Raw genomic sequence first — 24,129 nt, forward strand, 5'->3', positions numbered from 1 at the left:
CTTTGTGGCGAGGGAGCTTGCTCCCGCTGGCCTGCGCAGCAGGCCCAAGGCGGCCAACCTGACACTCCTCGGTCTCAGGTTTAGGGCCGCTACGCGCCCCAGCGGGAGCAAGCTCCCTCGCCACAGGGGGCTATGCGCTGTTTAGAGCGACTTCCACAACGAATCAAAATTCCCCTCTTGGTCGCCGCCACCCTCAGTCTCGGCTGAGTCTTCCGGGTGATAGGAAAACTGGTTGAAGCTGTGGGTACTGGTCACCCGGCGGTCCAGGCCGGCGCGGCGTTCCTGGCCGTTGGTGTTGATCAGTACACGCTGGCCCTCCTGGAACGGCAGGCGTGGGGCGATCATGGTGGGAGGCAGGTCGATGGCGCTGATCTCGGGCAGTAACAAGCCGCGCAGGTAGTGACCGTGCTCGTTCTCTTCCCGGACCAGTTGCAGCCCACAAGGCTGGGCATGGGGTGCGACCAGTTCGATGCCCATCTGCATGGCGCCGTTGCGCACTTGTCGGATCCAGCGCACCACGGCAACGCTCCAGGCTTGGTCACTGCTGTCTCGAATGCCGATCATTTCACCGGCTTGAAGCTGTTCCGGCACTTCCTTGGGCCAACCGAGGCAATAACCGCCAGGGCTGTGGTTGATGATCGGCAGGTCGTAGGTGGGAAAGTGGTGCTGATTGTCGGAGCTGGTGCCGTCGTCATCGGCCGGGTTGACCGGGTACTCGATTTCTTCATAGGGCAGCAGGTCGCTGTCACCGGCGGGGGCGGCGTCGAAGGCCTGCTTCCAGGCGTCGTTTGTCTTGCTCGGCGAGGCTTCGAAGCGGGCTTTGCGGGTGGTGGGGCTTTTCAGGATTTCGTTGAAAGAGCGCTCGCCGCCGAGGTAGTAGTGCAGCGCACTCATGCCCACGCACAGGGTCAGCGTGCCGTTGCCCTCGGTGCGCTGGAAGCTGCGTTCGGCCGCTTCGCCCCAGGCCGCTTGCAGGTGATGCAAGGTGTCGACGCTCATGCCGCCAGGTACTGGCAGGTTGTTCTCGGCAGGTTGTTCCAGGTGAGTGGCGATTGCACGCACCAGGGGCTGGGGATCGAAGCCCTGCAAGGTCGGCTGCTGTTCGGCTCGGAACTTGGAGCGGTAGCGCGGCCCGACATCCAGCTCCGGCGCGACCGCGAACAGGCTGCTGGCAGCGGTGGCAGGGTCCAGCTTGACCCACTGGCTCCAGGATTCGAGCACTTGGGTCAGTCGACCGATCTGGCTCTGGCGCAGTTGATTGCTGCGTGACGCGCCCAGCAGCAGGGCGACGACATAGGTTTGCTCGGCGTTCAATTGATGAACCTGGCTGGCCAGGTCATCACTCACGCTCAGGTGCTGCAAGCGGTGCAGGCAAGCGATCCGGTACAGCTGATGCAAATCGAGCCATAGCCCTTCAGGTACTGGGCTGTACAGCTGGCTGGCACGCAGCAGCGGGCCGTTGAGGGCATGTATCGCCCGTTGCAGCGCGGTGCTCAGCAGGCGAGCCCGATCCTTGGTGTATTTCGAGGCGATACGCGCCACGATCTGTTTGTAGCCCATCGCCAGTTGGGTTTGCAGGGCCTGGCACAGGTTGACGATCTTGCGCGAGCGCTCATCCAGCACGATGGCCTGTTGCAGGAAGTGCCGCTCCAGATGCTTGCAGACGTAATACACCTCGGGCCGCAGCAGCTCGAGCAGTTGCAGTCGATTGTCGCTGGGCGTGAGCAGTTGGTTGAGTTCACCAAGGGCCTGGTACAACAGGCGGGCGGTTTCGCCGATGTTGGCCTTGGGCAGGTTGGCGATCCAGCGCTTGAGGTCCCGTGGCGTGGCATCGCAGAACGACAGGCGTGATTGCGTTGGGGGCTGGACGCGCAATAGCTGGAGAGGGCTGGTCTCATTCATGCCGTGGTCGGGCTCCGGCGGGAAATAAACGTGATGTTTCCAACTCTAGCAGTTGTGGGCGAAAGAGGTGCTCTATCTATGCAGCATGCCCTGTGGGGAGCTCGCTCCCCACAGGGGCCGATGACTCAGGCTTTTGGCAGTGCCAGGCCTTGACCCATCTGCACGGGCGAACCGGCCACCAGTTCCTCGGCCCATTTCACTTGATCCGGACCAAACAGCACGATGGCGGTCGAACCCAGCTTGAAGCGGCCCAGTTCGGCGCCTTTTTCCAGGTGGATCGGCGCACGGGCGACTTCGTCGTAGCGGAAAGTCTTGAGTTCGCGCTTGGGCGGTGTCACCAGGCCGGCCCAGACGGTTTCGATGGACGCCACGATCATCGCGCCCACCAGCACCACGGCCATCGGCCCGCGTTCGGTGTCGAAAATGCACGCCACGCGTTCGTTACGAGCAAACAGTTCTGGAACGTTTTCGGCGGTGGTCTGGTTGACCGAGAAAATTCGTCCTGGGATATAAACCATCTCCCGCAGGGTGCCGGCCAGCGGCATGTGCACGCGGTGGTAGTCCTTGGGGGAAAGATAGATGGTGGCAAAATCGCCGCCCATGAACGGCGCCGCGTTGGCTGCATCGCCGCCCAGTAGCTCCAGTACGCTGAAGCTGTGGCCCTTGGCCTGGAATACCCGGCCGTGCTCGATCGGGCCGAGCTGGCTGACGGCACCGTCGGCGGGGCTGAGGATGGCGCCCGGGGTTGGGTCCAGCGGACGCGCACCGTCTTTCAGGGCGCGGGTGAAGAAGGCGTTGAAGTGCTCGTACGCCGTCAGGTCTTCCACCAGGGCCTGGGACATGTCCACTTGGTAGCGCTTGGCAAACCACGCGGTGAAGGCGTTCTTGAACCAGCGCACGCGGCATTCGGCAATGCAGCCGGCCAGCCGCGACAGCAGGTGGTGGGGCAGCAGGTATTGAGTGAGGATGAACAAACGGTTTTTCATTAACTGTCCTTAAGAACCTTCAAAGCTCGATGGGGGTATCGGGGTGGTTGCCCCATTCACCCCAGGAACCGGCATAGCCTTTGACTCGTGGATAACCGAGCGCCTTGGCCACCAGGTAGGTGAAGCCGGAGCGGTGGTGAGTCTGGCAGTGGGTGATGATTTCTTTGTCGGGCGTGATGCCCAATTGTTCGAGGATTTGCGGCATGTCCTTGCGGATGCGCAGGTTGCGCTCCTGGTCCATGCCAGCAGTCCATTCGAAATTGACCGCTCCGGGAATGTGTCCGCCTCGGGCTGCGACGACTTTCTCGCCGGAATACTCCAGCGGGCCGCGAGCGTCCCAGATGGCCAGGTCGGCAGCGCCGAGACGGCTTTGCAGATACTCGCGGGTAGCGGTGGGAGCATCGTGCAGTGTCAGGCTGACCGGGCCTGCAACCGGTGCAGGGACGTCGACGGACACCGGCAGGCCTTCGGCCAGCCACGACAGCAAGCCGCCGTCGAGGTAGTGGTAGTTCGAGTGACCGATCACGTCCAACAGCCAGATAAAACGCCCGGCCCAGCCGCCGCCTTCATCGTCGTAGACCACGTAGACCGCATCCGGGTTATGCCCGAGCTCGCCGAACAGTGCTTCGAGGTCGGCTTTGGCTGGCAGCAGGCCCGGGGCTGGCGGCTGGCCGAGCTGGGTGCGTTTGGGATCGACGAAGCGTGCACCGGGAATATGCCCGGTGCTGTAGCGGGCGGCGCTGGTCAGGTCCACCAGAATCAGTTCGCGGGCGTCGAGGCGCGGTAGCAGTTCGCTCGGCTCGATCACCAGTGGCAAGCCAGAGAAGTCAGGCATGTGAGGTCTCCAGGGGCGCAAAGGGAAAGGATTGTAGCAAGTTCAGCGGCCGCGGTTGGTAAAGGTATGCAGGGCCCGTTCGATGCATTGCACGGTTTTGCCGAAGGCTTGCACGGTCACGTCCGAGAACGGCCCGCCGCCCTGGTCCACCGCCACCAGCATGATGACTCGGCCATTGCAGGTCAGTGAGCGCAACAGCAGGTGCTCACCCCGGAACAGGCTGCGCAGGCCCGGTGGCAGCAGAGCCGAAAACTGCGCATTGTTGTCCGGGTTCAGGCGAACCTGGGCTTGCTGGGCCAGCAACCGCTGCAATATCTTGCTCTGGCTGATGGTAAAACTCATGGCCGCGGCTTCTTTCGGCAGGCCGGCGGTCTGGTGTACGCGCACGCTGGCCTGGCTGCGGTCGGCCATCAGGATCATCACCCGACGCATGCCACAGGCCACCAACACGTCCCGTGCCGAGGTGGTCAAGTGCATGGCATTGCGAAAGGGGCTCGGTTCCACCAACAGTGCGGAGCATTGCTTGCGCCACTGGCTCAGGTCTTCGGCGCTGGGTGGGGCGGGGGGGAGCAATCCGGGGTGGATGCGACGGCTGTCCCAGGGCCAGAGCAACGCCACGGCCGGGTGCCAGAGGTCCGGCATGGCGTCATGACGGGCGCTGGTGACAGCTTGTTGGTGCAGTTGTTGCTGGACCTCATCCATCGGTATCTGCAGATACAAACTGGTGAGGTATTGCCAGCGGACAATGTGGGGGCTGTCCCAGGCCTGTTGCGCTGAAAGTGCCAGGCCGTTGGCCAGCAATACGGTATTGGCCGGTTGATTGAGCCAGCGCCGCAGCGTCGGGTCATCGTCCAGGCGATTCTGTTGGCGCAGTGGGTGTTCGCTGTCCCGGGCGATGCGCAGCACTCTTACCAGCTCGCGGCGTTCATTGAGCAGCAGGCGATAGCCCTGCATCACCCAGATCGGCAAGCGCCAGGTTTCTACCAGCGCCAGGCAGATCTTCAGCAGGCTGACGCCGAACAATTCGCGCTCGACCTTGCTCGCGGGCTCACCTTTATGGACGACCCGCAACTCCCACTCCCCCAGCAACCGCGGGTGAGTCAGTGCCAGGGGCCAGAGCGGCGACAGAAACAACAGGCTGCCCCAGTGTATGTCCTGCCACAGTCGCGCCAGGCGGCTGGCAAAAAAGCCATTGGCCTGTTGCGTGGCGTGCTGGCTGATCAATTGCAGCTGGCGCAAGGCAACGGGGATTTCTTGCCCCGGCAACGACGGCAAGCGAGCGAGCAGTTCCTCGGTGCGCTTGAGGCCGAGACGGTTGATGGCTACTTCGAGATTTTCCGCCGGTTCTGCAAGGCTGCCATGGGTGTGATGGTTGGCCTCGCGGATGACGCTCAGGGCCAGGGCCGGGCTGTCCTGCATCAGTTCGGCGATGTCGCGCAACGAGCGGCGGCTGTCGGCAATGGCCTTGCAGACCAGGTCATGACTGGCCTGGGGCACTGGTAGGTGCACGCCGTCCAGCAGCTTTACCCAGCCTTCGAGCGTGGTCGGTCGCGGCGTTGGAACCTTAGTTTCGTTAGTCATGGCTGGACGTGATCATCGTATGAATTCTCTACGCCCGAAGCGGGCCAAACTGGCTTTTCGCCAGAACTGGCTATAGTCTGGCGCAGTTTTGCCGATAAGTAGAAGAAGAGATTTTTCAGCTTCCGAATATGACCTTGAACCCGACTTAAATAAGTACTTTCTATCTATGGCTAAAATTATCGGCATCATTGTCGTGTTCGCGAGCGTACTCGGCGGATACGTGCTCTCCCATGGCAAGATTGCCGCCCTGATCCAGCCTTTCGAGGTGATGATCATCGGTGGCGCGGCCCTTGGCGCATTCTTGCAGGCCAACCCTGGCTATATGACGATGCACGTGCTCAAGAAGTCCCTGGGCATGTTCAGTTCGCGTTTCAGCCACACCTTCTACCTCGAAGTGCTGGGCCTGATCTACGAGATTCTCAACAAGAGCCGCCGCGAAGGCATGATGGCGATCGAAGGCGATATTGAAGACGCCGCTGCCAGCCCGATTTTCGCCAAGTATCCTGCGGTGCTCAAAGATGCCCGCATGACGGCGTTCATCTGTGATTACCTGCGCATCATGTCGTCCGGCAACATGGCGCCCCATGAGCTCGAAGGCCTGTTCGACATGGAGCTGTACAGCCTCAAGGAAGACCTGGAGCACCCTTCCCACGCAGTCACCGGTATCGCCGACGCCATGCCCGGCTTCGGTATCGTCGCGGCGGTATTGGGCATCGTGGTGACCATGGCTTCCCTGGGCGACGGCGACCAGAAGTCCATCGGCCTGCACGTGGGGGCGGCACTGGTGGGTACCTTCTTCGGTATTCTGGCTGCGTATGGTTTTTTCGGCCCACTGGCCCACTCCCTGGCCCATGACGCCAAGGAAGAACTCAACGTCTACGAAGCCATCAAGGCTTCCCTGGTGGCCTCGGCCTCGGGCATGCCGCCATCGCTGGCGGTGGAGTTCGGTCGCAAGGTCCTGTACCCGGCGCACCGTCCAAGCTTCGCCGAGCTGGAACAAGCGGTTCGCGGTCGTTAAGTCATGGAAAATAACCAGCCGATCATCATCAAGCGCGTCAAGCGCATAGCCGCGGGGCATCACGGGGGCGCCTGGAAAATCGCCTTCGCCGACTTTGCGACGGCGATGATGGCGTTCTTCCTGGTGCTGTGGCTGCTGTCCACCGCGACCCCGGAACAGAAGATCGCCATCGCCGGTTACTTCAAGGACCCGGTCGGTTTTACTGAAAGCGGCACGCCGTACATCATCGACCTGGGTGGTTCACCGACCCTGGCGCCGGACACGACCCTCAATCCTGAAGTCAAATCCGAGCCCCAGCCCGACAAGGTGACGGTGGATTCCGAGCAGGTCGAAGGCATGGCCGAGCAGATCGAGCGCGAGCGCCTGGAATTGTTGCTGCAGGAATTGCAGAACAAGGTCGAGGAGAACCCGCAGCTGCAGAAATTCAAGGACCAGATCCTGTTCGAGATTACGCCGAACGGCTTGCGCATCCAGATCATGGACGCCGAGAACCGGCCGATGTTCGATTCCGGCAGTGCGCGCCTGAAACCTTATTTCGAAGACATTCTGCTGGCCATGGCCGACACCATCAAGGCGGTGCCGAACAAGATCAGCATCAGCGGTCATACCGATGCCAAGCCCTACGTCGGCAAAGGTGATTTCGGTAACTGGGAGCTGTCCGCCAACCGCGCCAACGCGGCCCGTCGTGCCCTGGTGGCTGGCAGCTATCCGGACGAACAGGTGGCGCGGGTGGTCGGTTACGCATCCTCGGCGTTGTTCGACCGCAAGGACCCGTTCAACCCGGTCAACCGGCGTATCGATATCGTGGTGTTGACCAAGAAGGCCCAGCAAGCCATCGAAGGTTCGCAAACCGACGACCCGGCGCCGGATCCGGCCCAGGGCCAGGGCGCACCGGGTGAAGTCCCGGCGACGCCTGGTGCTGCGGTTGATCCGAACGCCTTGCCGGCGGATAAGCAACCGGTGCCGGCCCATGAGCTGCGCGAACGTCTGAACCTGTTCGACGATGCTGCGCCGAAACCGGCCGAACCGCCGGCGCAGTGACCTAAGAGCCGATACAGACCTGTGGGAGCAAGGCTTGCCCGCGATGAAGGCGATGCGGTCTTTCAGAGACCGAGGTGCCTGTTTCGCGAGCAAGCTTTGCTCCCACGGATCCCCTCGCCACAAAGGTGTCCGGTCGGGTCAGTAACTGCTTTCCGGCAGGCTGGCGATGATCGAGCGGTAGCTGTTCATCCGTTGCTGATGCACACGACCTTCTTCCAAGGCCTTGAGCAGGGCACAGCCGGGTTCGCGATCGTGCTTGCAGTCGCGGAAGCGGCAGGTGCCGATCAGCTCGTTGAACTCGATGAATCCGGCTTCGACATCGGCCCGGCTCACGTGACCCAAGCCAAACTCACGGATGCCCGGTGAGTCAATCAATTCACCGCCGCCGGGGAAGTGGAACAGTCGCGCGGTGGTGGTGGTGTGGGTGCCTTGGCCAGACAGTTCGGACAGTGGCCCGACACGGGTCTCGACGTCCGGCAGCAGGCTGTTGACCAGCGACGACTTGCCGACACCGGACTGGCCGACGAACACACTGATGCGCCCGTCCAGTTGCTGCTGCAATTGCTCCATGCCGTTGCCGTGATGGGCCGAGACTTCCAGCACCGGGTAACCCAAGTCCCGATAGACCGACAGCAAGGCGTTCAGCGCCGGAGCGTTGTGTTCGTCGATCAGGTCGAACTTGTTGAGCAGCAATAACGGTCGGATGCCAGCATGCTCGGCGGCTACCAGGTAACGGTCGATCAGGTTGGCGTGGGGTTCGGGCAGCGGGGCGAACACGATGACGATCATGTCGACGTTGGCGGCCACGGGCTTGAGCTGGCCCCGACTGTCTGGACGGCACAGCTCGGTGTGGCGCGGCAATTGTGCGACGATCACGCCGATGCCCTGGTTGCCGGCACGCCAGACGACCTGATCGCCCGTCACCAGCGCCGGCAGGTTGGCGCGCAGGTGGCAGCGGAATACCTGGCCGGCCAATTCGCCTTCCCGGGCCTCGACCTCGACCTGCACGCCGAAGTGGGCGATTACCAGGCCGGTCTGTTCAGGGCCCAGGTCGCCACCCTCCAGGGCTTCGACAGCACTGGATTCGCGTTTGGCGGCGCGGGCGGCGCGCTCGCCCTGGATCTTTTCGATGCGCCAGTTCTGACGACGATTGAGTTGGCGTTTGGCCATGGGTGTTCCGTATGAAGAAATGCAGCGAATAGGGTAAAACGGCCGCGAGTTTAGCACGCCCAAAGGCCGGCCTAGGCTAAACTGCGTGGCTACGCCGAGGAGCTTCCCTATGCAAAACCCGCAGAACCTGATCTGGATCGACCTGGAAATGACCGGTCTGAACCCTGATACCGACGTCATCATCGAAATGGCCACCATCGTCACCGACAGCGACCTCAACACCTTGGCCGAAGGCCCGGTGATCGCAATCCATCACAGCGACGAGATCCTGGCCGGCATGGACGAATGGAACACCCGCCAGCACGGCGGCTCGGGCCTGACCCAGCGGGTGCGCGAAAGCAAGATCAGCATGGCCGAGGCCGAGGCCCAGACCATCGCCTTCCTGGAACAGTGGGTGCCAAAGGGCAAGTCGCCGATCTGTGGCAACAGCATCTGCCAGGACCGTCGCTTCCTCTATACCCACATGAAATCCCTGGAAAGCTACTTCCACTACCGCAACCTGGATGTCTCCACCCTCAAGGAACTGGCCGCCCGCTGGGCCCCGCAAGTGCGCGACAGCTTCCAGAAGGGTGGCAGCCACCTGGCCCTGGACGACATTCGCGAGTCCATTGCCGAGTTGCAGCATTACCGTAAGCACTTCATCAAGTTCTAACCGGCACCCCAGCGGCTGGCCAGATTGCTTTTGTGGCGAGGGAGCTTGCTCCCGCTGGCCTGCGCAGCAGGCCCCAACAGCTTCAGGTAGGCCGAATTGTCCGGTTTGGCGGCTGCTGCGCAGCCGAGCGGGAGCAAGCTCCCTCGCCACAGAGGTAGTTGGCGGTATGGCGCTCAGGCAGAAGACGCTGCTGCGCCCTCTTTTGGTGCCTGCCCAAACTGGCTAGACTGCGCGCCTTCCCGTACGGACCGCCATCATGTTGCTGATGCTTTATCTGATCGCCATCACCGCCGAAGCCATGACCGGCGCCTTGTCTGCCGGACGCCGGGGCATGGACTGGTTCGGCGTGGTGCTGATCGCCTGTGTCACGGCGCTGGGTGGCGGCTCGGTGCGCGACGTGCTGCTCGGTCATTACCCGCTCACATGGGTCAAGCACCCCGAATACCTGGTGCTGACCACGGCAGCGGCGATGCTGACGGTGTTCCTGGCGCGCTGGATGCGCCATTTGCGCTCGTTGTTCCTGGTGCTCGACGCCGTGGGCCTGGTGGCGTTCACCCTGATCGGCTGCATGACGGCCCTGGAAATGGGTCATGGCATGCTGGTGGCGTCGGTCAGTGGGGTGATCACCGGGGTGTTCGGCGGCATTCTGCGGGACATCTTCTGCAACGATATTCCGCTGATCTTCCGTCGTGAACTTTACGCCAGCGTCTCGTTTGCCGCGGCATGGTGTTATCTGCTGTGTGTCTTCCTGCAACTGCCGAACGAACAAGCGATCCTCATCACCTTGTTCGGTGGTTTCCTGTTGCGGCTCCTGGCGATTCGCTTCCACTGGGAAATGCCGAAGTTCGTCTACAACGACGAAGTTTGACGCTCGGCATGTTGGCGCAACGCCCACTCCACGTGCTCGCGCACCAGCTCCGACGGGTAGTCGCGCCGGGCCTCCAGAGCTTGCAGCACGGGAATCGTCGAGGGCGCATTACCCAGGCCCACCGCCAGGTTGCGCAGCCAGCGCTCGTAGCCGGCGCGGCGCAGCGGTGAACCTTCGGTGCTGCTGAGGAAAGTCGCCTCGTCCCACATGAACAGCTCGGCCAACCCGGCATTGTCCAGGTTGTGCCGTGGTTTGAAGTCGCTTTCCCCGGACGGTCGGGCGAAGCGGTTCCATGGACAGACGATCTGGCAGTCATCACAGCCGAACACCCGGTTGCCGATCAACGGCCGCAGCTCCTCGGGGATGGCGTTTTTCAGTTCGATGGTCAGGTAGGAAATGCAGCGTCGGGCGTCAAGCACGTAGGGCCCGACGAAGGCATTCGTAGGACAGATATCCAGGCATGCGGTGCATTTTCCGCAATGTTCGCTGGCATGGGGCGGGTCCACCGGCAGGGGCAGATCGACAAATAGCTCGCTCAAGAAGAAATAGCTGCCGGCCTTGCGGTTCAGCACCAAGGTGTTTTTACCGATCCAGCCCAGCCCGGCCTGTTCGGCGATGGCTTTTTCCAGCACCGGCGCGCTGTCGACGAAGGCGCGATAACCGAAGGGGCCGATGACCGCCTGAATTTTTTCTGCCAGTTGTTGCACGCGTTTACGGATCAATTTGTGGTAATCGCGGCCCAACGCATAACGCGAGACGTAGGCTTTCTCCGGTTGACCGAGCATCTGCGCCATGTGCGTGTCGCCCGACAGGTAGTCCATGCGCAGGGACACCACCCGCAGCGTACCTGGCACCAGCTCCTCGGGGTGTGAGCGTTTGCTGCCGTGGGCGCCCATGTAGTCCATTTCGCCGTGGTAGCCGGCGTCGAGCCAGCGTTGCAGGTGTTGCTCATGCTCGGCAAGGTCCAGGCCGCTGATGCCGACCTGCTGGAAACCCAGCTCGCGGCCCCATTCCTTGATGGATTGGGCGAGGGCGGGGAGGTCTGTGGGAATGGCAGGCATGAGGCGAGAGAAACCAGAGCTGAGATGCGTATAATTCTGCCAGACATCGGAGCCCGAAGACGCATGCCGCACACTAAAGATGATTTTCCCGACGCGCTGTACAGTGCTGCGCAGGTCCGGGCCCTCGACGCACAACTGATCGCGGCCGGCACCGCCGGTTTCGAATTGATGCAGCGTGCTGCCCGCGCCACCTGGCGAGCGATTGTTCGGCGCTGGCCTGACGCCCGCGAACTGACCGTGCTGGCCGGGCATGGCAACAATGCGGGTGATGGCTACCTGGTCGCTACCCTGGCCCGGCGCGCTGGCTGGTCGGTGCGGGTGCTGACGGTGGGCGAGCCCCGGCGATTGCAGGGCGACGCGGCCAATGCCCATGCCGAAGCCGTGGCGGTGGGCGTGCCGATGGAGCCATGGTCGGATGAGGCAGAGTTGCGTGGCGTATTGCTGGACGCACTGCTGGGCACGGGCCTGAGTGGCGATGTGCGCGAGCCTTATGTGCAGGCCATCGATACGATCAATGTCAGCGGCCTGCCGGTCGCGGCGGTGGATATTCCCTCGGGGTTGTGTGCCGACACCGGGCGGGTGCTGGGCACGGCGGTGACGGCTGACCTGACCGTGACCTTCATTGGCTTGAAACTGGGCCTGTTTACCGGCGAAGCGGCGGACCGGGTCGGTGAACTGGTATTCAATGATCTGCACGCCGACCCAGATATTGTTGAAGCCACACCGGCCAGTGCCCGACTGCTTTCACCCCATAATCTGCCACGTCTGACACCTCGCGCCGCCACGTCCCACAAAGGCAAGTTCGGTCACGTGCTGTTGATCGGTGGCGACCGGGGTTTTGGCGGTGCGATCCAGATGAGTGCCGAAAGCGCCCTGCGCTGCGGTGCGGGCATGGTGTCGATGGCGACCCGCAGCGAGCATGTAGCGGCTGCGCTGACGCGTTTACCTGAAGTCATGGTGCAGGGTACCCATTCGGCGAACCAATTGATGGGCTTGCTCCAACAGGCCAGTGTGCTGGTGGTCGGGCCAGGCCTGGGCCAGGCCGCTTGGGGGCGTAGCCTGTTGTCGGCGGCGGCCAATGCGTCGCTGCCGCAAGTGTGGGATGCCGATGCGCTGAACCTGCTGAGCAACGGTGGCGTTGGTTTGCCCGAGCAGTGTGTGATCACCCCACACCCGGGCGAGGCGGCGCGATTGCTGGGGATATCCACAGCCCAGGTGCAGGCCGATCGCCCGGCGGCGGCCCATGCATTGAGTCAGAAATACACCACCACGGTGATCCTCAAGGGCGCCGGCAGCCTGATTGCCAGCCCGGATGGTCGCCTGGCGGTTTGCAGCCAGGGCCATCCGGCCATGGCCACGGCGGGCCTGGGGGATGTGTTGGCCGGCGTGGTCGGTGCCTTGCTCGCCCAGGGCATGGAGAGCTTCGAGGCCGCGAGCCTGGCGGTCTGGCTGCATGCCAGTGCTGGCGCCCAGGCCGGTCGTGCGGGGCGGGGGTTGGCGGCGACCGATCTGATCCCGACCATTCGTCAGTTGTTGGAGGAGCATTCACCGTGTCTGAAGTAACCCTGTACGTGGCCGACGAACACGCCATGACACAATTTGGCGCTCGCATCGCACAGATCACCGCCGGCCATGGCCTGATTTTTCTCGAAGGCGACCTTGGCGCGGGGAAAACTACCTTGTCCCGTGGCATCATTCGCGGCCTCGGGCACGTCGGCTCCGTCAAAAGCCCTACGTTCACCCTGGTCGAGCCCTACGAGATCGGCGACATTCGCGCCTTCCATTTCGACCTGTATCGACTGGTGGATCCTGAAGAGCTGGAATTCCTCGGTATCCGCGATTATTTCGAAGATGACGCCTTGTGCCTGATCGAATGGCCCCAGAAGGGTGCAGGCTTTTTGCCAAAGCCCGACCTGACCATTACCATTGGCGCGCAGAACGGCGGGCGTTCGCTGAAACTGACGCCGCAAGGCTCGCGTGGCGAGTCGTGGTGTGCCGCTTTGGCATTGGAAACTAATTGATGATGGGGTTTGGTATGCGCTTTCGCGCGGTGGTTGCTGTCGTAGGACTGTTGCTTACGGCACTGGCCGTCGATGCTGTGGCCGAGACAAAGGTCAACAGCGTTCGCCTCTGGCGGGCGCCGGACAATACACGGCTGGTGTTTGACCTGACGGGCCCGGTGCAGCACAGCGTATTCACCCTGACCGCCCCGGATCGCCTGGTGATCGACATCAATGGTGCGACCCTGGGCGCGCCATTGAACGTGGCGACCGCCAACACGCCGATTACCGCGATGCGCTCGGCCCAGCGTACGCCGACCGACCTGCGGGTGGTCATCGACCTGAAAAAAGCCGTGACCCCGAAAAGCTTCACCCTGGCCCCCAACGCCCAATACGGCAACCGGCTGGTGGTGGACCTGTTCGACAACCCGGCCGATGCGGCGCCACCTCCACCGCCGCCGACCAATGTCGCCACGGTCCCAGCGGTGCCGGTGACCCCTACCGAGCCTGCGCTCAAGCTACCACCGGCCCCGGCCGGCAAGCGCGACATCATCGTGGTGATCGATGCCGGTCACGGTGGCGAAGACCCTGGAGCCTCGGGCTCGCGCGGACAACGTGAGAAGGACGTGGTGCTGTCCATTGCCCGCGAATTGCAGCGCCAGGTCAATGGCATGAAAGGCTTCCGCGCCGAGCTGACCCGTACCGGCGACTACTTCATTCCCCTGCGCGGGCGTACCGAAATCGCCCGCAAGAAGGGCGCCGACCTGTTCGTCTCCATCCACGCCGACGCTGCGCCTTCGGCCGCTGCGTTCGGGGCCTCGGTGTTTGCCCTGTCCGACCGTGGCGCCACCTCCGAGACCGCCCGTTGGCTGGCCGACAGCGAAAACCGTTCCGACCTGATCGGCGGTGCCGGCAACGTCAGCCTCGATGACAAGGACCGGATGCTCGCCGGTGTATTGCTCGATTTGTCGATGACGGCCTCGTTGACCTCCAGCCTCAACGTCGGCCAGAAAGTCCTGAGCAACATCGGTCGCGTCACGCCGCTGCACAAGCAGCGCGTCGAACAGGCCGGGTTCATGGTGCTCAAGTCGCCGGACATCCCGTCGATCCTGGTGGAAACCGGCTTCATCTCCAACTCCAACGAGGCGTCCAAGCTGTCGTCCTCCAGTCATCAGCAGGCCCTGGCCCGTTCCATCAGCAGTGGCGTGCGGCAGTTCTTCCAGCAGAATCCACCACCAGGTACCTACATTGCCTGGCTGCGCGATTCCGGCAAGATTGCCCAGGGCCCGCGGGACCATCGGGTCAACCCCGGCGAAACCCTGGCGATGATCGCCGTGCGTTACCAGGTGTCGCCTGCGACCTTGCGCAGCGCCAACAACCTCAAGAGCGACGAGCTCAAGATCGGCCAGACCCTGACCATTCCCGGCAATGACGTGGCGGTTCAGCAATGAGTGACGAAGTGATCGGCAGCAACGCCCGCATCGAGCTGCTCAGCCCCCGGCTGGCGAACCAGATCGCCGCCGGCGAAGTGGTCGAGCGGCCGGCGTCGGTCATCAAGGAGTTGCTGGAAAACAGCCTCGACTCCGGGGCCAGGCGCATCGATGTGGATGTCGAGCAAGGCGGCGTCAAGCTGCTGCGGGTACGCGATGACGGTGGCGGTATTTCTTCCGAGGACCTGCCGCTGGCCCTGGCGCGTCACGCCACCAGCAAGATTCGCGACCTGGAAGACCTTGAGCGGGTCATGAGCCTGGGCTTTCGGGGGGAGGCGCTGGCGTCCATCAGTTCGGTGTCGCGCCTGACTCTCACCTCCCGCACCCGTGACGCCGAACAGGCCTGGCAGGTCGAGACCGAGGGCCGGGACATGGCCTCTCGCGTCCAGCCCGCGGCCCATCCGGTGGGTACCTCGGTGGAAGTGCGCGACCTGTTCTTCAACACTCCGGCCCGGCGCAAGTTCCTCAAGGCCGAGAAGACTGAATTCGATCACTTGCAGGAAGTCATCAAGCGCCTGGCCCTGGCGCGTTTTGACGTGGCGTTCCATTTGCGCCACAACGGCAAGACCATTCTCAGCCTGCACGAGGCCCATGATGATGCGGCCCGTGCCCGCCGTGTCGGCGCGGTGTGCGGTGCCGGTTTCCTGGAGCAGGCATTGCCCATCGAGGTGGAGCGCAATGGCCTGCACCTGTGGGGTTGGGTCGGGTTGCCGACGTTTTCCCGCAGCCAGGCGGACTTGCAGTATTTCTACGTGAACGGTCGCGCTGTGCGCGACAAGCTGGTGGCCCACGCGGTGCGCCAGGCTTATCGCGATGTGCTGTTCAACGGTCGGCATCCGACCTTCGTGCTGTTTTTCGAAGTCGACCCGGCGGTGGTGGACGTCAACGTGCACCCGACCAAGCACGAAGTGCGCTTTCGTGACGGGCGCATGGTCCACGATTTCCTCTATGGCACCTTGCACCGTGCCTTGGGCGATGTGCGCCCGGAAGATCAGTTGGCGGCTCCGGCGGCAGTGGCTGGCATGGTCCGGCCAACGGGGCTGGAAGCGGGCGAGTTCGGCCCGCAGGGCGAAATGCGCCTGGCGGCCAACGCACTGCTGGAGCAACCTCAGCCACAACCGAGCTACAACACGGCCGGGAGCGGTGCCGGCAGCGGCTACCAGTATCAATACACCCCGCGCCCGCAATCCAACGTGCCGGCGGCCGAGGCCCAGGCGGCCTATCGCGAGTTCTTCAAGCCTTTGCCGGAAGCGGGAGCGGCAGCGATGCCCGACGGCCAGGGCGATATCCCGCCGCTGGGCTATGCCCTGGCACAACTCAAAGGCATCTATATCCTTTCGGAAAACGCCCAGGGCCTGGTCCTGGTGGATATGCACGCCGCCCACGAACGGATCATGTACGAGCGGCTGAAAATCGCCATGGCCAGCGAAGGCTTGAGCGGCCAGCCGCTGTTGGTGCCCGAATCCCTGGCCGTCAGCCAGCGCGAAGCCGATTGTGCCGAGGAACATGTGGCCTGGTTCCAGCGCCTGGGCTTCGAATTGCAGCGCCTGGGGCCGGAAACCCTGGCGATCCGCCAGATTCCGGCGTTGTTGAAACAGGCCGAGGCCAATCGCCTGGTCAGCGACGTGCTGGCGGACTTGATGGAATACGGCACCAGCGACCGGATCCAGGCGCACCTGAACGAACTGCTCGGCACCATGGCCTGCCACGGCGCGATCCGCGCCAACCGGCGCCTGGCCCTGCCGGAAATGAACGGCCTGCTGCGGGACATGGAAAACACCGAGCGTAGCGGTCAATGCAACCATGGCCGGCCGACCTGGACCCAACTGGGCCTGGACGACCTGGACAAACTGTTCCTGCGCGGTCGTTGATGAGCCAGTTGCCTCCTGCGATTTTCCTGATGGGCCCGACCGCCGCCGGCAAGACCGACCTGGCGATCGAGTTGACCAAGGTTTTGCCCTGCGAGCTGATCAGCGTCGATTCGGCCCTGGTCTACCGGGGCATGGACATCGGCACTGCCAAGCCGTCAAAAGAACTGCTGGCCGAATTTCCCCACCGCCTGATCGACATCCTGGACCCGGCCGAGGCGTATTCAGCGGCCGACTTCCGCCGTGACGCGCTCCAGGCCATGGCCGAAATCACCGCGCGAGGCAAGATCCCGCTGCTGGTGGGCGGCACGATGCTGTATTACAAGGCTTTGGTCGACGGGCTGGCGGACATGCCGGCGGCCGATCCCGAGGTGCGCGCGCAGATTGAAGAAGAAGCCGCGCGCCTTGGCTGGCAAGCCCTGCATGAGCAATTGGCGGTCATCGACCCGGAGTCGGCGGCGCGTATTCACCCCAATGACCCGCAGCGGCTCAGTCGGGCCCTGGAGGTTTATCGGGTCAGCGGCCAGAGCATGACGGCCCTGCGCCAACGACAATCTGCGCAAAGTACTGAAGCAGCCGCTTCGGGACTGCAACAATTGCCCTATACTGTCGCGAATCTGGCCATCGCTCCGGCGAACCGGCAAGTGCTGCATCGGCGAATTGAACAAAGATTCACATTAATGTTGGAACAGGGGTTCATAGACGAGGTCGTAGCCCTGCGTGAGCGAAGTGACCTGCATCCCGGGTTGCCGTCTATACGTGCGGTAGGTTATCGACAAGTCTGGGATTACCTGGACGGCAAGCTGACGTCAGCCGAGATGCAGGAGCGTGGGATCATTGCCACGCGCCAATTGGCGAAACGCCAGTTCACCTGGCTGCGCAGCTGGACTGACCTGCATTGGCTCGACAGTCTCGATTGCGACAATCTGCCACGCGCCTTGAAATACCTTGGGACCATCTCCATATTGAGCTGAGTCCTTGCAATTGCCGTCTATCCTTGGGGGTGTGACGGCCCAAGCCATCTGATTCCGATTTTTATAATTGATCCTTAAAGGAGTGCGGCACATGTCAAAAGGGCATTCGCTACAAGACCCTTACTTGAACACTTTACGTAAAGAGAAAGTTGGGGTGTCCATCTATCTGGTCAACGGGATCAAACTGCAAGGCACGATCGAGTCTTTCGACCAGTTCGTCATCCTTCTGAAAAACACCGTCAGCCAGATGGTCTACAAGCACGCGATCTCTACAGTCGTGCCAGTTCGTCCAATTCGTCTGCCTAGCGCAACCGAATCCGAAGGCGGTGACGCTGAACCGGGTAACGCCTGATAGGAGCCTCCTTTGTTCTTTGAGCGCCACGGTGGTGGTGAACGGGCCATTCTCGTTCACTTGGATGGACAGGACCCTGAGGCGCGCGAAGATCCGCAGGAGTTTCAGGAATTGGCACTTTCGGCCGGCGCCGAGACCGTCGCGTTTTTCAACGTGCCGCGTCATCGGCCAACCGCCAAGTTCCTGATCGGCAGTGGCAAGGTCGAGGAGTTGCGCGACCTGGTCAAGGCCGAGCAGGTCGACCTGGTGATTTTCAATCACATCCTCACGCCCAGTCAGGAACGTAACCTCGAACGTGTCTTCGAGTGTCGCGTGATCGACCGTACGGGGCTGATCCTCGATATCTTCGCCCAACGCGCCCGCACCCATGAAGGCAAGCTCCAGGTCGAACTGGCCCAGCTTGAGCACATGAGTACGCGGCTGGTTCGAGGCTGGACTCACCTTGAGCGGCAGAAAGGCGGTATCGGTCTGCGCGGCCCGGGTGAAACCCAGCTGGAAACCGACCGGCGCCTGTTGCGGGTTCGCCTGCGCCAGATCAAGGGGCGGCTGGAAAAGGTCCGCAGCCAGCGCGAGCAGTCGCGACGCGGCCGCAAGCGCGCGGATATCCCGACGGTTTCACTGGTGGGCTATACCAACGCCGGCAAATCGACCCTGTTCAATAACGTCACCCAATCCGACGTCTACGCCGCCGACCAATTGTTCGCCACGCTCGACCCGACCCTGCGCCGGCTCGACCTGGACGACCTCGGGCCGATCGTGCTGGCCGACACCGTAGGCTTCATCCGTCACCTGCCGCACAAGCTGGTCGAGGCTTTCCGGGCTACGCTCGAAGAGTCGAGCAACTCCGACCTGCTGCTGCACGTGATCGATGCCGCCGAACCGGACCGGATGCTGCAGATCGAGCAGGTGATGGTGGTGCTGGGTGAGATCGGAGCCCAGGACTTGCCGATCCTCGAGGTATACAACAAACTCGATTTGCTCGAAGGCGTGGAGCCGCAGATCCAGCGCGATGCCGATGGCAAGCCGCAAAGGGTCTGGCTGTCGGCCCGCGATGGCACCGGCCTGGACCTGCTCAGGCAGGCCGTGGCCGAGCTGTTGGGCAACGATCTGTTTGTAGGCACCCTGAAATTGCCGCAACGTTTCGCCCGGCTGCGTGCGCAGTTTTTCGAGCTGGGGGCCGTGCAAAAAGAAGAACACGACGACGAAGGCGTCTGCCTGCTGGCTGTTCGCCTGCCTCGGTCGGAGCTCAACCGGCTGGTCAGCCGCGAAGGGCTGCAACCGATGGAATTCATCGAGCAACACACTTTGCAATAAAAGCCTGAGAAAGCTGTGTCAGGCATTCTGTAGCATTGGTCGGCGCGCCGTGGGTGCGTCTTTGCTTTATCAGATGGAGAGCGCTATGGCTTGGAATGAGCCGGGTGGCAACTCGAATAATCAGGATCCTTGGGGTGGCAAGCGTCGTAACAACGGCGACCGCAAGGGGCCGCCGGATCTCGACGAGGCCTTCCGAAAGCTGCAGGAAAGCCTGAACGGTTTGTTCGGTGGTGGTAAAAAACGCGGTGACGAGGGTGGTGGTCGTCCGGGCAAGGGCGGCGGTTTCGGCCTGCTCGGCATCGGCCTCGTCGTGCTGGCGGCTGTCTGGCTGTACAGCGCGGTCTATGTCGTGGACGAGCAGGAGCAGGCCGTGGTGCTGCGCTTCGGCAAGTACTACGAGACGGTTGGCCCGGGCCTGAACATCTATTTCCCGCCGATCGACCAGAAGTACATGGAAAACGTCACGCGTGAGCGGGCGTACACCAAGCAGGGCCAGATGCTGACCGAAGACGAGAACATCGTCGAAGTGCCGCTGACCGTGCAATACAAGATCACCAACCTGCAGGACTTCGTGCTGAACGTCGACCAGCCGGAAATCAGCCTGCAGCACGCGACCGAAAGCGCCCTGCGCCATGTGGTGGGTTCCACCGCCATGGACCAGGTGCTGACTGAAGGTCGTGAACTGATGGCCAGCGAAATCAAGGAACGCCTGCAACGGTTCCTCGATACCTATCGCACCGGGATCACCGTGACCCAGGTCAACGTCCAGAGCGCAGCGGCACCGCGTGAGGTCCAGGAAGCCTTCGATGACGTGATCCGTGCCCGTGAAGACGAGCAGCGTTCGCGCAACCAGGCCGAAACCTATGCCAACGGCGTCGTGCCGGAAGCCCGTGGCCAGGCCCAGCGCATCATCGAGGATGCCAACGGTTACCGTGACGAAGTGGTCTCCCGCGCCAAGGGTGAGGCTGATCGCTTCACCAAGTTGGTGGCCGAGTATCGCAAGGCCCCTGAAGTGACCCGCCAGCGTCTGTACCTGGACACCATGCAGGAAGTCTTCAGCAACACCAGCAAGGTCCTCGTGACCGGCAACAAGAACGGCCAGAGCAATCTGCTGTACCTGCCACTGGACAAGATGGTCGAGAGCGGTCGCAACACCAGCACGCCAGCGACCAGTTCGGCGGCCGCCAGCAATGAAGCCAACGCTCGTGCGGCGGCGGATCTGCAGCAACAGCAAGCACGTACCAGGGAGAGTCGCTGATGAGCAATAAATCGCTGATCGCCCTTATTGTCGGTGTCGTCGTGGCGATCGCTGCCTGGAACTGCTTCTACATCGTGGCTCAGACCGAGCGTGCGGTGTTGCTGCAATTCGGTCGCGTGGTCCAGGCTGATGTCCAGCCGGGGCTGCATGTGAAGGTGCCGTACGTCAACAAGGTGCGCAAGTTCGACGCGCGTCTGATGACGCTGGATGCGCCGACGCAACGCTTCCTGACGCTGGAAAAGAAAGCCGTGATGGTCGACGCCTATGCCAAGTGGCGCGTGAAGGATGCCGAGCGCTTCTACACCGCGACCTCGGGTTTGAAGCAGATCGCCGACGAGCGCTTGTCCCGTCGCCTGGAGTCGGGCCTGCGTGACCAGTTCGGTAAGCGCACATTGCATGAAGTGGTGTCCGGTGAGCGTGATGCGCTCATGGCCGACATCACCCGTTCGCTGAACTCGATGGCAGAAAAAGAGCTGGGTATCGAAGTGGTCGATGTCCGGGTCAAGGCCATCGACCTGCCGAAGGAAGTGAACCGCAGCGTGTTCGAGCGCATGAGCACCGAGCGTGAGCGTGAAGCCCGTGAGCACCGTGCCAAGGGTAACGAGCTGGCCGAAGGCATCCGTGCCGACGCCGATCGTCAACGCCGTGTGCTGCTGGCCGAAGCCTATCGTGAATCGGAAGAGGTCCGTGGTGATGGTGATGCCCAGGCCGCTTCGATCTATGCCAAGGCCTACGGGCAGGATCAGGAGTTCTACGCGTTCTACCGTAGCCTGCGTGCCTACCGTGAAAGCTTCGCGAACAAATCCGACGTCCTGGTCCTGGACCCAAGCAGCGACTTCTTCCACTACCTGGAAAAGTCCAAGCCTTGATGCGACGTTGACCTGAGACACTCCGCCCGGCGGCTAAAGCGTCGGGCGGGGTGATCCTTTGGGAAAACGTGTGTATGATGCGGCAGCCGGGAAATTCCCGGCTTTTTTGCGTCTGCACGTTTGATTGCGGTTTTGGTTGCAGGCGTCGGGTCGAACGATCCGACAGGTTTTTCGAGGAAAGCGCTGGGCGAGGCCGATTGCGGGCCATTCGTCACGTCGCTCATGCGCGTGTTTTGCGTGTGGGCCAAGTGTTTTCTGCTTCACTCAAGGCTTGCCCGAGGGCTGGCCGCCCGGACCATAGGGGAATGGCGTAATGGCAACGGTAGACCGCTGGCTGCTGCCAGATGGCATCGAAGAAGTACTGCCACCGGAAGCTGCGCGTATCGAAGTAGCGCGTCGGCAGGTGTTGGATCTGTTCCAGAGTTGGGGTTACGAGTTCGTCGTCACCCCGCATATCGAGTACCTGGAATCCCTGCTCACCGGCGCGGGCCAGGACCTGGACCTGCGCACCTTCAAGGTTATCGACCCGCAGTCGGGCCGGCAGATGGGCTTTCGTGCCGACATCACGCCGCAAGTGGCGCGCATCGACGCCCACACCCTGCGCCGTGAAGGTCCGAGCCGCCTGTGCTACGCCGGCAGTGTGCTGCATGCCCAGCCGCGGGCCTTGTCGTCTTCGCGCAGCCCGATCCAGCTGGGTGCCGAATTGTATGGCGACGCCAGCCCGAGCAGCGACGTAGAAGTCATCAGCCTGATGTTGGCCATGCTGCAACTGGCTGACGTGCCGGATGTCCACATGGACCTGGGGCATGTCGGCATCTATCGCGGCCTTGCCCGTGCGGCCGGTTTGTCCGGCGAAGTGGAGCAACAGTTGTTCGATGCCCTGCAACGCAAGGCCATCGACGAGGTCATCAGCCTGACCGAGGGCCTGCCGGCCGATCTGTCGGACATGTTGCGGGCGCTGGTGGATCTGTGTGGCGGACGTGAGGTGTTGACCGCTGCCCGTGAGCGCCTGGCTCGTGCGCCGGCGCCTGTATTGGCGGCGCTGGACGACTTGCTGGCGATTGCCGAGCGTCTGTCGGTGCGCTTCCCCGAGTTGTCGCTGTATTTCGACCTGGGTGAGTTGCGCGGTTATCACTACCACACCGGCGTGGTGTTCGCCGTGTTCGTCCCGGGCGTGGGCCAGTCCATTGCCCAGGGCGGTCGTTATGACGACATCGGTGCCGACTTCGGTCGTGCCCGTCCGGCGACCGGTTTTTCTACCGATTTGAAAACCCTGGTGACCCTGGGGCGTGCTGAAGTCGAGCTACCGTCTGGCGGTATCTGGATGCCTGACAGTACGGATGCGGCACTCTGGCAAGCAGTCTGCCAGTTGCGCAGTGAGGGTCAGCGTGTCGTCCAGGCCTTGCCTGGGCAACCATTGGCCGCCGCCCGTGAAGCGGACTGCGACCGGCAATTGATTCAGCAGAACGGGCTTTGGCAAGTATTGCCGCTGGCTTCTTGAGTTTTCCTGCCGGCCGCGGCCGGCACCAAGTTTGCGCGAATGAGGACAAGTGTTATGGGTAAGAATGTCGTAGTCCTGGGCACCCAGTGGGGTGATGAGGGCAAAGGCAAGATCGTTGATCTGCTGACCGAACATGCTGCCGCCGTAGTGCGCTACCAGGGTGGCCACAACGCAGGTCACACCTTGGTGATCGACGGTGAAAAAACCGTCCTGCACCTGATCCCCTCGGGCGTGCTGCGCGAAGGCGTCCAGTGCCTGATCGGCAACGGCGTGGTGGTTGCTCCCGACGCCTTGCTGCGGGAAATCATCAAGCTGGAAGAGAAAGGCGTACCGGTGCGCGAGCGCCTGCGTATCAGCCCGTCCTGCCCGCTGATCCTGTCCTATCACGTTGCGCTGGACCAGGCCCGTGAAAAGGCCCGTGGCGAGCTGAAGATCGGCACCACCGGTCGCGGCATCGGCCCGGCCTACGAAGACAAGGTGGCCCGTCGTGGCCTGCGCATCGGTGATCTGTTCCACCGTGAGCGTTTCGCGGCCAAGCTGGGCGAGTTGCTGGACTACCACAACTTTGTCCTGGTCAATTACTACAAAGAACCGGCCATCGACTTCCAGAAAACCCTGGACGAGTGCATGGAGTACGCCGAGCTGCTCAAGCCGATGATGCTCGACGTCACTGCCGAACTGCACGAGCTGCGTCGCGCCGGCAAGGACATCATGTTCGAAGGTGCCCAGGGTTCCTTGCTGGACATCGACCACGGCACCTACCCGTACGTCACCAGCTCCAACACCACCGCTGGCGGCATCGCCACCGGTTCGGGTTTCGGTCCGATGTACCTGGACTACATCCTGGGCATCACCAAGGCCTACACCACTCGCGTGGGTTCGGGTCCGTTCCCGACCGAGCTGTTCGACGACGTCGGTGCCTTCCTGGCCAAGCGTGGCCACGAGTTCGGTGCTACCACTGGCCGTGCCCGTCGTTGCGGCTGGTTCGATGCCGTCATCCTGCGTCGCGCCATCGACGTCAACAGCATCTCGGGCTTGTGCCTGACCAAGCTGGACGTGCTGGACGGCCTGGAAACCATCAATATCTGCGTGGGCTACAAGAACCAGGACGGCGCCGTCATCGACGCTCCGACCGACGCCGACAGCTACATTGGCCTGGAGCCGGTGTACGAGCAGATGCCTGGCTGGACTGAATCGACCGTGGGTGCCAAGACCCTGGAAGAACTGCCTGTGGCGGCTCGCAACTACATCAAGCGCGTCGAAGAGTTGGTCGGTGCGCCGATCGACATTATTTCGACGGGGCCGGACCGCAACGAAACCATCGTTCTGCGTCATCCGTTTGCCTGATAAGTCATTGATGTAAAAAACAAAGGACCCTCGTTTGGGTCC

Annotated in this window: 21 protein-coding genes; 15 read left to right on the forward strand and 6 right to left on the reverse strand. The window is 62.5% G+C overall.

The features are described from left to right. Positions 1 to 141 precede the first annotated feature (141 nt). The 4 genes from DTP52_RS05190 to DTP52_RS05205 form a co-directional block, all read right to left on the reverse strand. Positions 142 to 1,902 carry a molecular chaperone gene (locus DTP52_RS05190; protein ID WP_109752152.1) on the reverse strand — a complete coding sequence of 587 codons (1,761 nt, stop codon included), beginning with the start codon at positions 1,900 to 1,902 and terminating at the stop codon, positions 142 to 144. Between the two features lie 125 nt (positions 1,903 to 2,027). Beyond that, entirely contained in the window at positions 2,028 to 2,888 is an 861-nt protein-coding gene (gene asd, locus DTP52_RS05195; RefSeq protein WP_109752153.1) for an archaetidylserine decarboxylase, read from the reverse strand. A 19-nt stretch (positions 2,889 to 2,907) separates the two neighbouring features. Next, positions 2,908 to 3,723 (reverse strand): rhodanese-like domain-containing protein, encoded by an 816-nt coding sequence (locus DTP52_RS05200; protein ID WP_109752154.1) that lies wholly within the window; start codon positions 3,721 to 3,723, stop codon positions 2,908 to 2,910. A 42-nt stretch (positions 3,724 to 3,765) separates the two neighbouring features. Further along, complete coding sequence (locus tag DTP52_RS05205) at positions 3,766 to 5,304, reverse strand: HDOD domain-containing protein (RefSeq protein WP_109752155.1); 1,539 nt, start codon at positions 5,302 to 5,304, stop codon at positions 3,766 to 3,768. Positions 5,305 to 5,470: 166 nt separating this feature from the next. Here DTP52_RS05205 and motA point away from each other — a divergent pair, with 166 nt between their 5' ends. Both motA and motB read left to right on the forward strand, forming a co-directional pair. After that, a complete protein-coding gene (gene motA / locus DTP52_RS05210; RefSeq protein WP_003197198.1) occupies positions 5,471 to 6,322 on the forward strand; it encodes a flagellar motor stator protein MotA in 852 nt (283 codons plus the stop codon). Between the two features lie 3 nt (positions 6,323 to 6,325). After that, positions 6,326 to 7,363: a flagellar motor protein MotB gene (gene motB, locus DTP52_RS05215; protein WP_109752156.1), complete on the forward strand. Its 1,038-nt coding sequence runs from the start codon at positions 6,326 to 6,328 to the stop codon at positions 7,361 to 7,363. A 138-nt stretch (positions 7,364 to 7,501) separates the two neighbouring features. Here the strand turns inward: motB and rsgA are convergent, their stop codons facing one another. Continuing rightward, positions 7,502 to 8,533: a small ribosomal subunit biogenesis GTPase RsgA gene (rsgA, locus tag DTP52_RS05220; RefSeq protein WP_028237543.1), complete on the reverse strand. Its 1,032-nt coding sequence runs from the start codon at positions 8,531 to 8,533 to the stop codon at positions 7,502 to 7,504. Positions 8,534 to 8,642: 109 nt separating this feature from the next. Here rsgA and orn point away from each other — a divergent pair, with 109 nt between their 5' ends. After that, complete coding sequence (orn, locus tag DTP52_RS05225) at positions 8,643 to 9,185, forward strand: oligoribonuclease (RefSeq protein WP_003197208.1); 543 nt, start codon at positions 8,643 to 8,645, stop codon at positions 9,183 to 9,185. 253 nt (positions 9,186 to 9,438) lie between these two features. Further along, positions 9,439 to 10,053: a trimeric intracellular cation channel family protein gene (locus tag DTP52_RS05230; RefSeq protein ID WP_170866829.1), complete on the forward strand. Its 615-nt coding sequence runs from the start codon at positions 9,439 to 9,441 to the stop codon at positions 10,051 to 10,053. Here DTP52_RS05230 and queG read toward each other — a convergent pair. Further along, entirely contained in the window at positions 10,035 to 11,114 is a 1,080-nt protein-coding gene (gene queG / locus DTP52_RS05235) for a tRNA epoxyqueuosine(34) reductase QueG (RefSeq protein ID WP_109752157.1), read from the reverse strand. The genes DTP52_RS05230 and queG overlap by 19 nt on opposite strands. A 63-nt stretch (positions 11,115 to 11,177) precedes the next feature. Here queG and DTP52_RS05240 point away from each other — a divergent pair, with 63 nt between their 5' ends. The 11 genes from DTP52_RS05240 to DTP52_RS05290 all read left to right on the forward strand — a co-directional run bounded on the left by DTP52_RS05240 (position 11,178) and on the right by DTP52_RS05290 (position 24,087). Beyond that, the gene (locus tag DTP52_RS05240) at positions 11,178 to 12,677 is read left to right on the forward strand and encodes an NAD(P)H-hydrate dehydratase (protein WP_109752158.1); all 1,500 of its coding nucleotides are present in this window, start codon (positions 11,178 to 11,180) and stop codon (positions 12,675 to 12,677) included. Continuing rightward, positions 12,665 to 13,135 (forward strand): tRNA (adenosine(37)-N6)-threonylcarbamoyltransferase complex ATPase subunit type 1 TsaE, encoded by a 471-nt coding sequence (gene tsaE, locus DTP52_RS05245; RefSeq protein ID WP_109752159.1) that lies wholly within the window; start codon positions 12,665 to 12,667, stop codon positions 13,133 to 13,135. The genes DTP52_RS05240 and tsaE overlap by 13 nt, the downstream gene beginning before the upstream one ends. Then, a complete protein-coding gene (locus DTP52_RS05250) occupies positions 13,135 to 14,565 on the forward strand; it encodes an N-acetylmuramoyl-L-alanine amidase (protein WP_109752160.1) in 1,431 nt (476 codons plus the stop codon). The genes tsaE and DTP52_RS05250 overlap by 1 nt, the downstream gene beginning before the upstream one ends. After that, positions 14,562 to 16,475 carry a DNA mismatch repair endonuclease MutL gene (gene mutL / locus DTP52_RS05255; protein WP_109752161.1) on the forward strand — a complete coding sequence of 638 codons (1,914 nt, stop codon included), beginning with the start codon at positions 14,562 to 14,564 and terminating at the stop codon, positions 16,473 to 16,475. The genes DTP52_RS05250 and mutL overlap by 4 nt, the downstream gene beginning before the upstream one ends. Then, positions 16,475 to 17,446 carry a tRNA (adenosine(37)-N6)-dimethylallyltransferase MiaA gene (gene miaA, locus DTP52_RS05260; protein WP_109752162.1) on the forward strand — a complete coding sequence of 324 codons (972 nt, stop codon included), beginning with the start codon at positions 16,475 to 16,477 and terminating at the stop codon, positions 17,444 to 17,446. Before mutL ends, miaA begins: the two co-directional genes overlap by 1 nt. A gap of 91 nt (positions 17,447 to 17,537) precedes the next feature. Continuing rightward, entirely contained in the window at positions 17,538 to 17,798 is a 261-nt protein-coding gene (hfq, locus tag DTP52_RS05265) for an RNA chaperone Hfq (RefSeq protein ID WP_003186419.1), read from the forward strand. A 12-nt stretch (positions 17,799 to 17,810) separates the two neighbouring features. Next, a complete protein-coding gene (gene hflX / locus DTP52_RS05270; RefSeq protein ID WP_109752163.1) occupies positions 17,811 to 19,112 on the forward strand; it encodes a ribosome rescue GTPase HflX in 1,302 nt (433 codons plus the stop codon). An 85-nt stretch (positions 19,113 to 19,197) separates the two neighbouring features. After that, positions 19,198 to 20,370 carry an FtsH protease activity modulator HflK gene (gene hflK / locus DTP52_RS05275; RefSeq protein WP_109752164.1) on the forward strand — a complete coding sequence of 391 codons (1,173 nt, stop codon included), beginning with the start codon at positions 19,198 to 19,200 and terminating at the stop codon, positions 20,368 to 20,370. After that, positions 20,370 to 21,239: a protease modulator HflC gene (gene hflC, locus DTP52_RS05280; protein ID WP_109752165.1), complete on the forward strand. Its 870-nt coding sequence runs from the start codon at positions 20,370 to 20,372 to the stop codon at positions 21,237 to 21,239. The genes hflK and hflC overlap by 1 nt, the downstream gene beginning before the upstream one ends. A gap of 313 nt (positions 21,240 to 21,552) precedes the next feature. Further along, positions 21,553 to 22,740: an ATP phosphoribosyltransferase regulatory subunit gene (locus DTP52_RS05285; RefSeq protein WP_109752166.1), complete on the forward strand. Its 1,188-nt coding sequence runs from the start codon at positions 21,553 to 21,555 to the stop codon at positions 22,738 to 22,740. A 54-nt stretch (positions 22,741 to 22,794) separates the two neighbouring features. Next, entirely contained in the window at positions 22,795 to 24,087 is a 1,293-nt protein-coding gene (locus tag DTP52_RS05290; protein WP_003186407.1) for an adenylosuccinate synthase, read from the forward strand. Positions 24,088 to 24,129: the final 42 nt, after the last annotated feature.

This window comes from Pseudomonas sp. 43mfcvi1.1 (genome assembly GCF_900115935.1).
Lineage (GTDB): Bacteria > Pseudomonadota > Gammaproteobacteria > Pseudomonadales > Pseudomonadaceae > Aquipseudomonas > Aquipseudomonas bijieensis.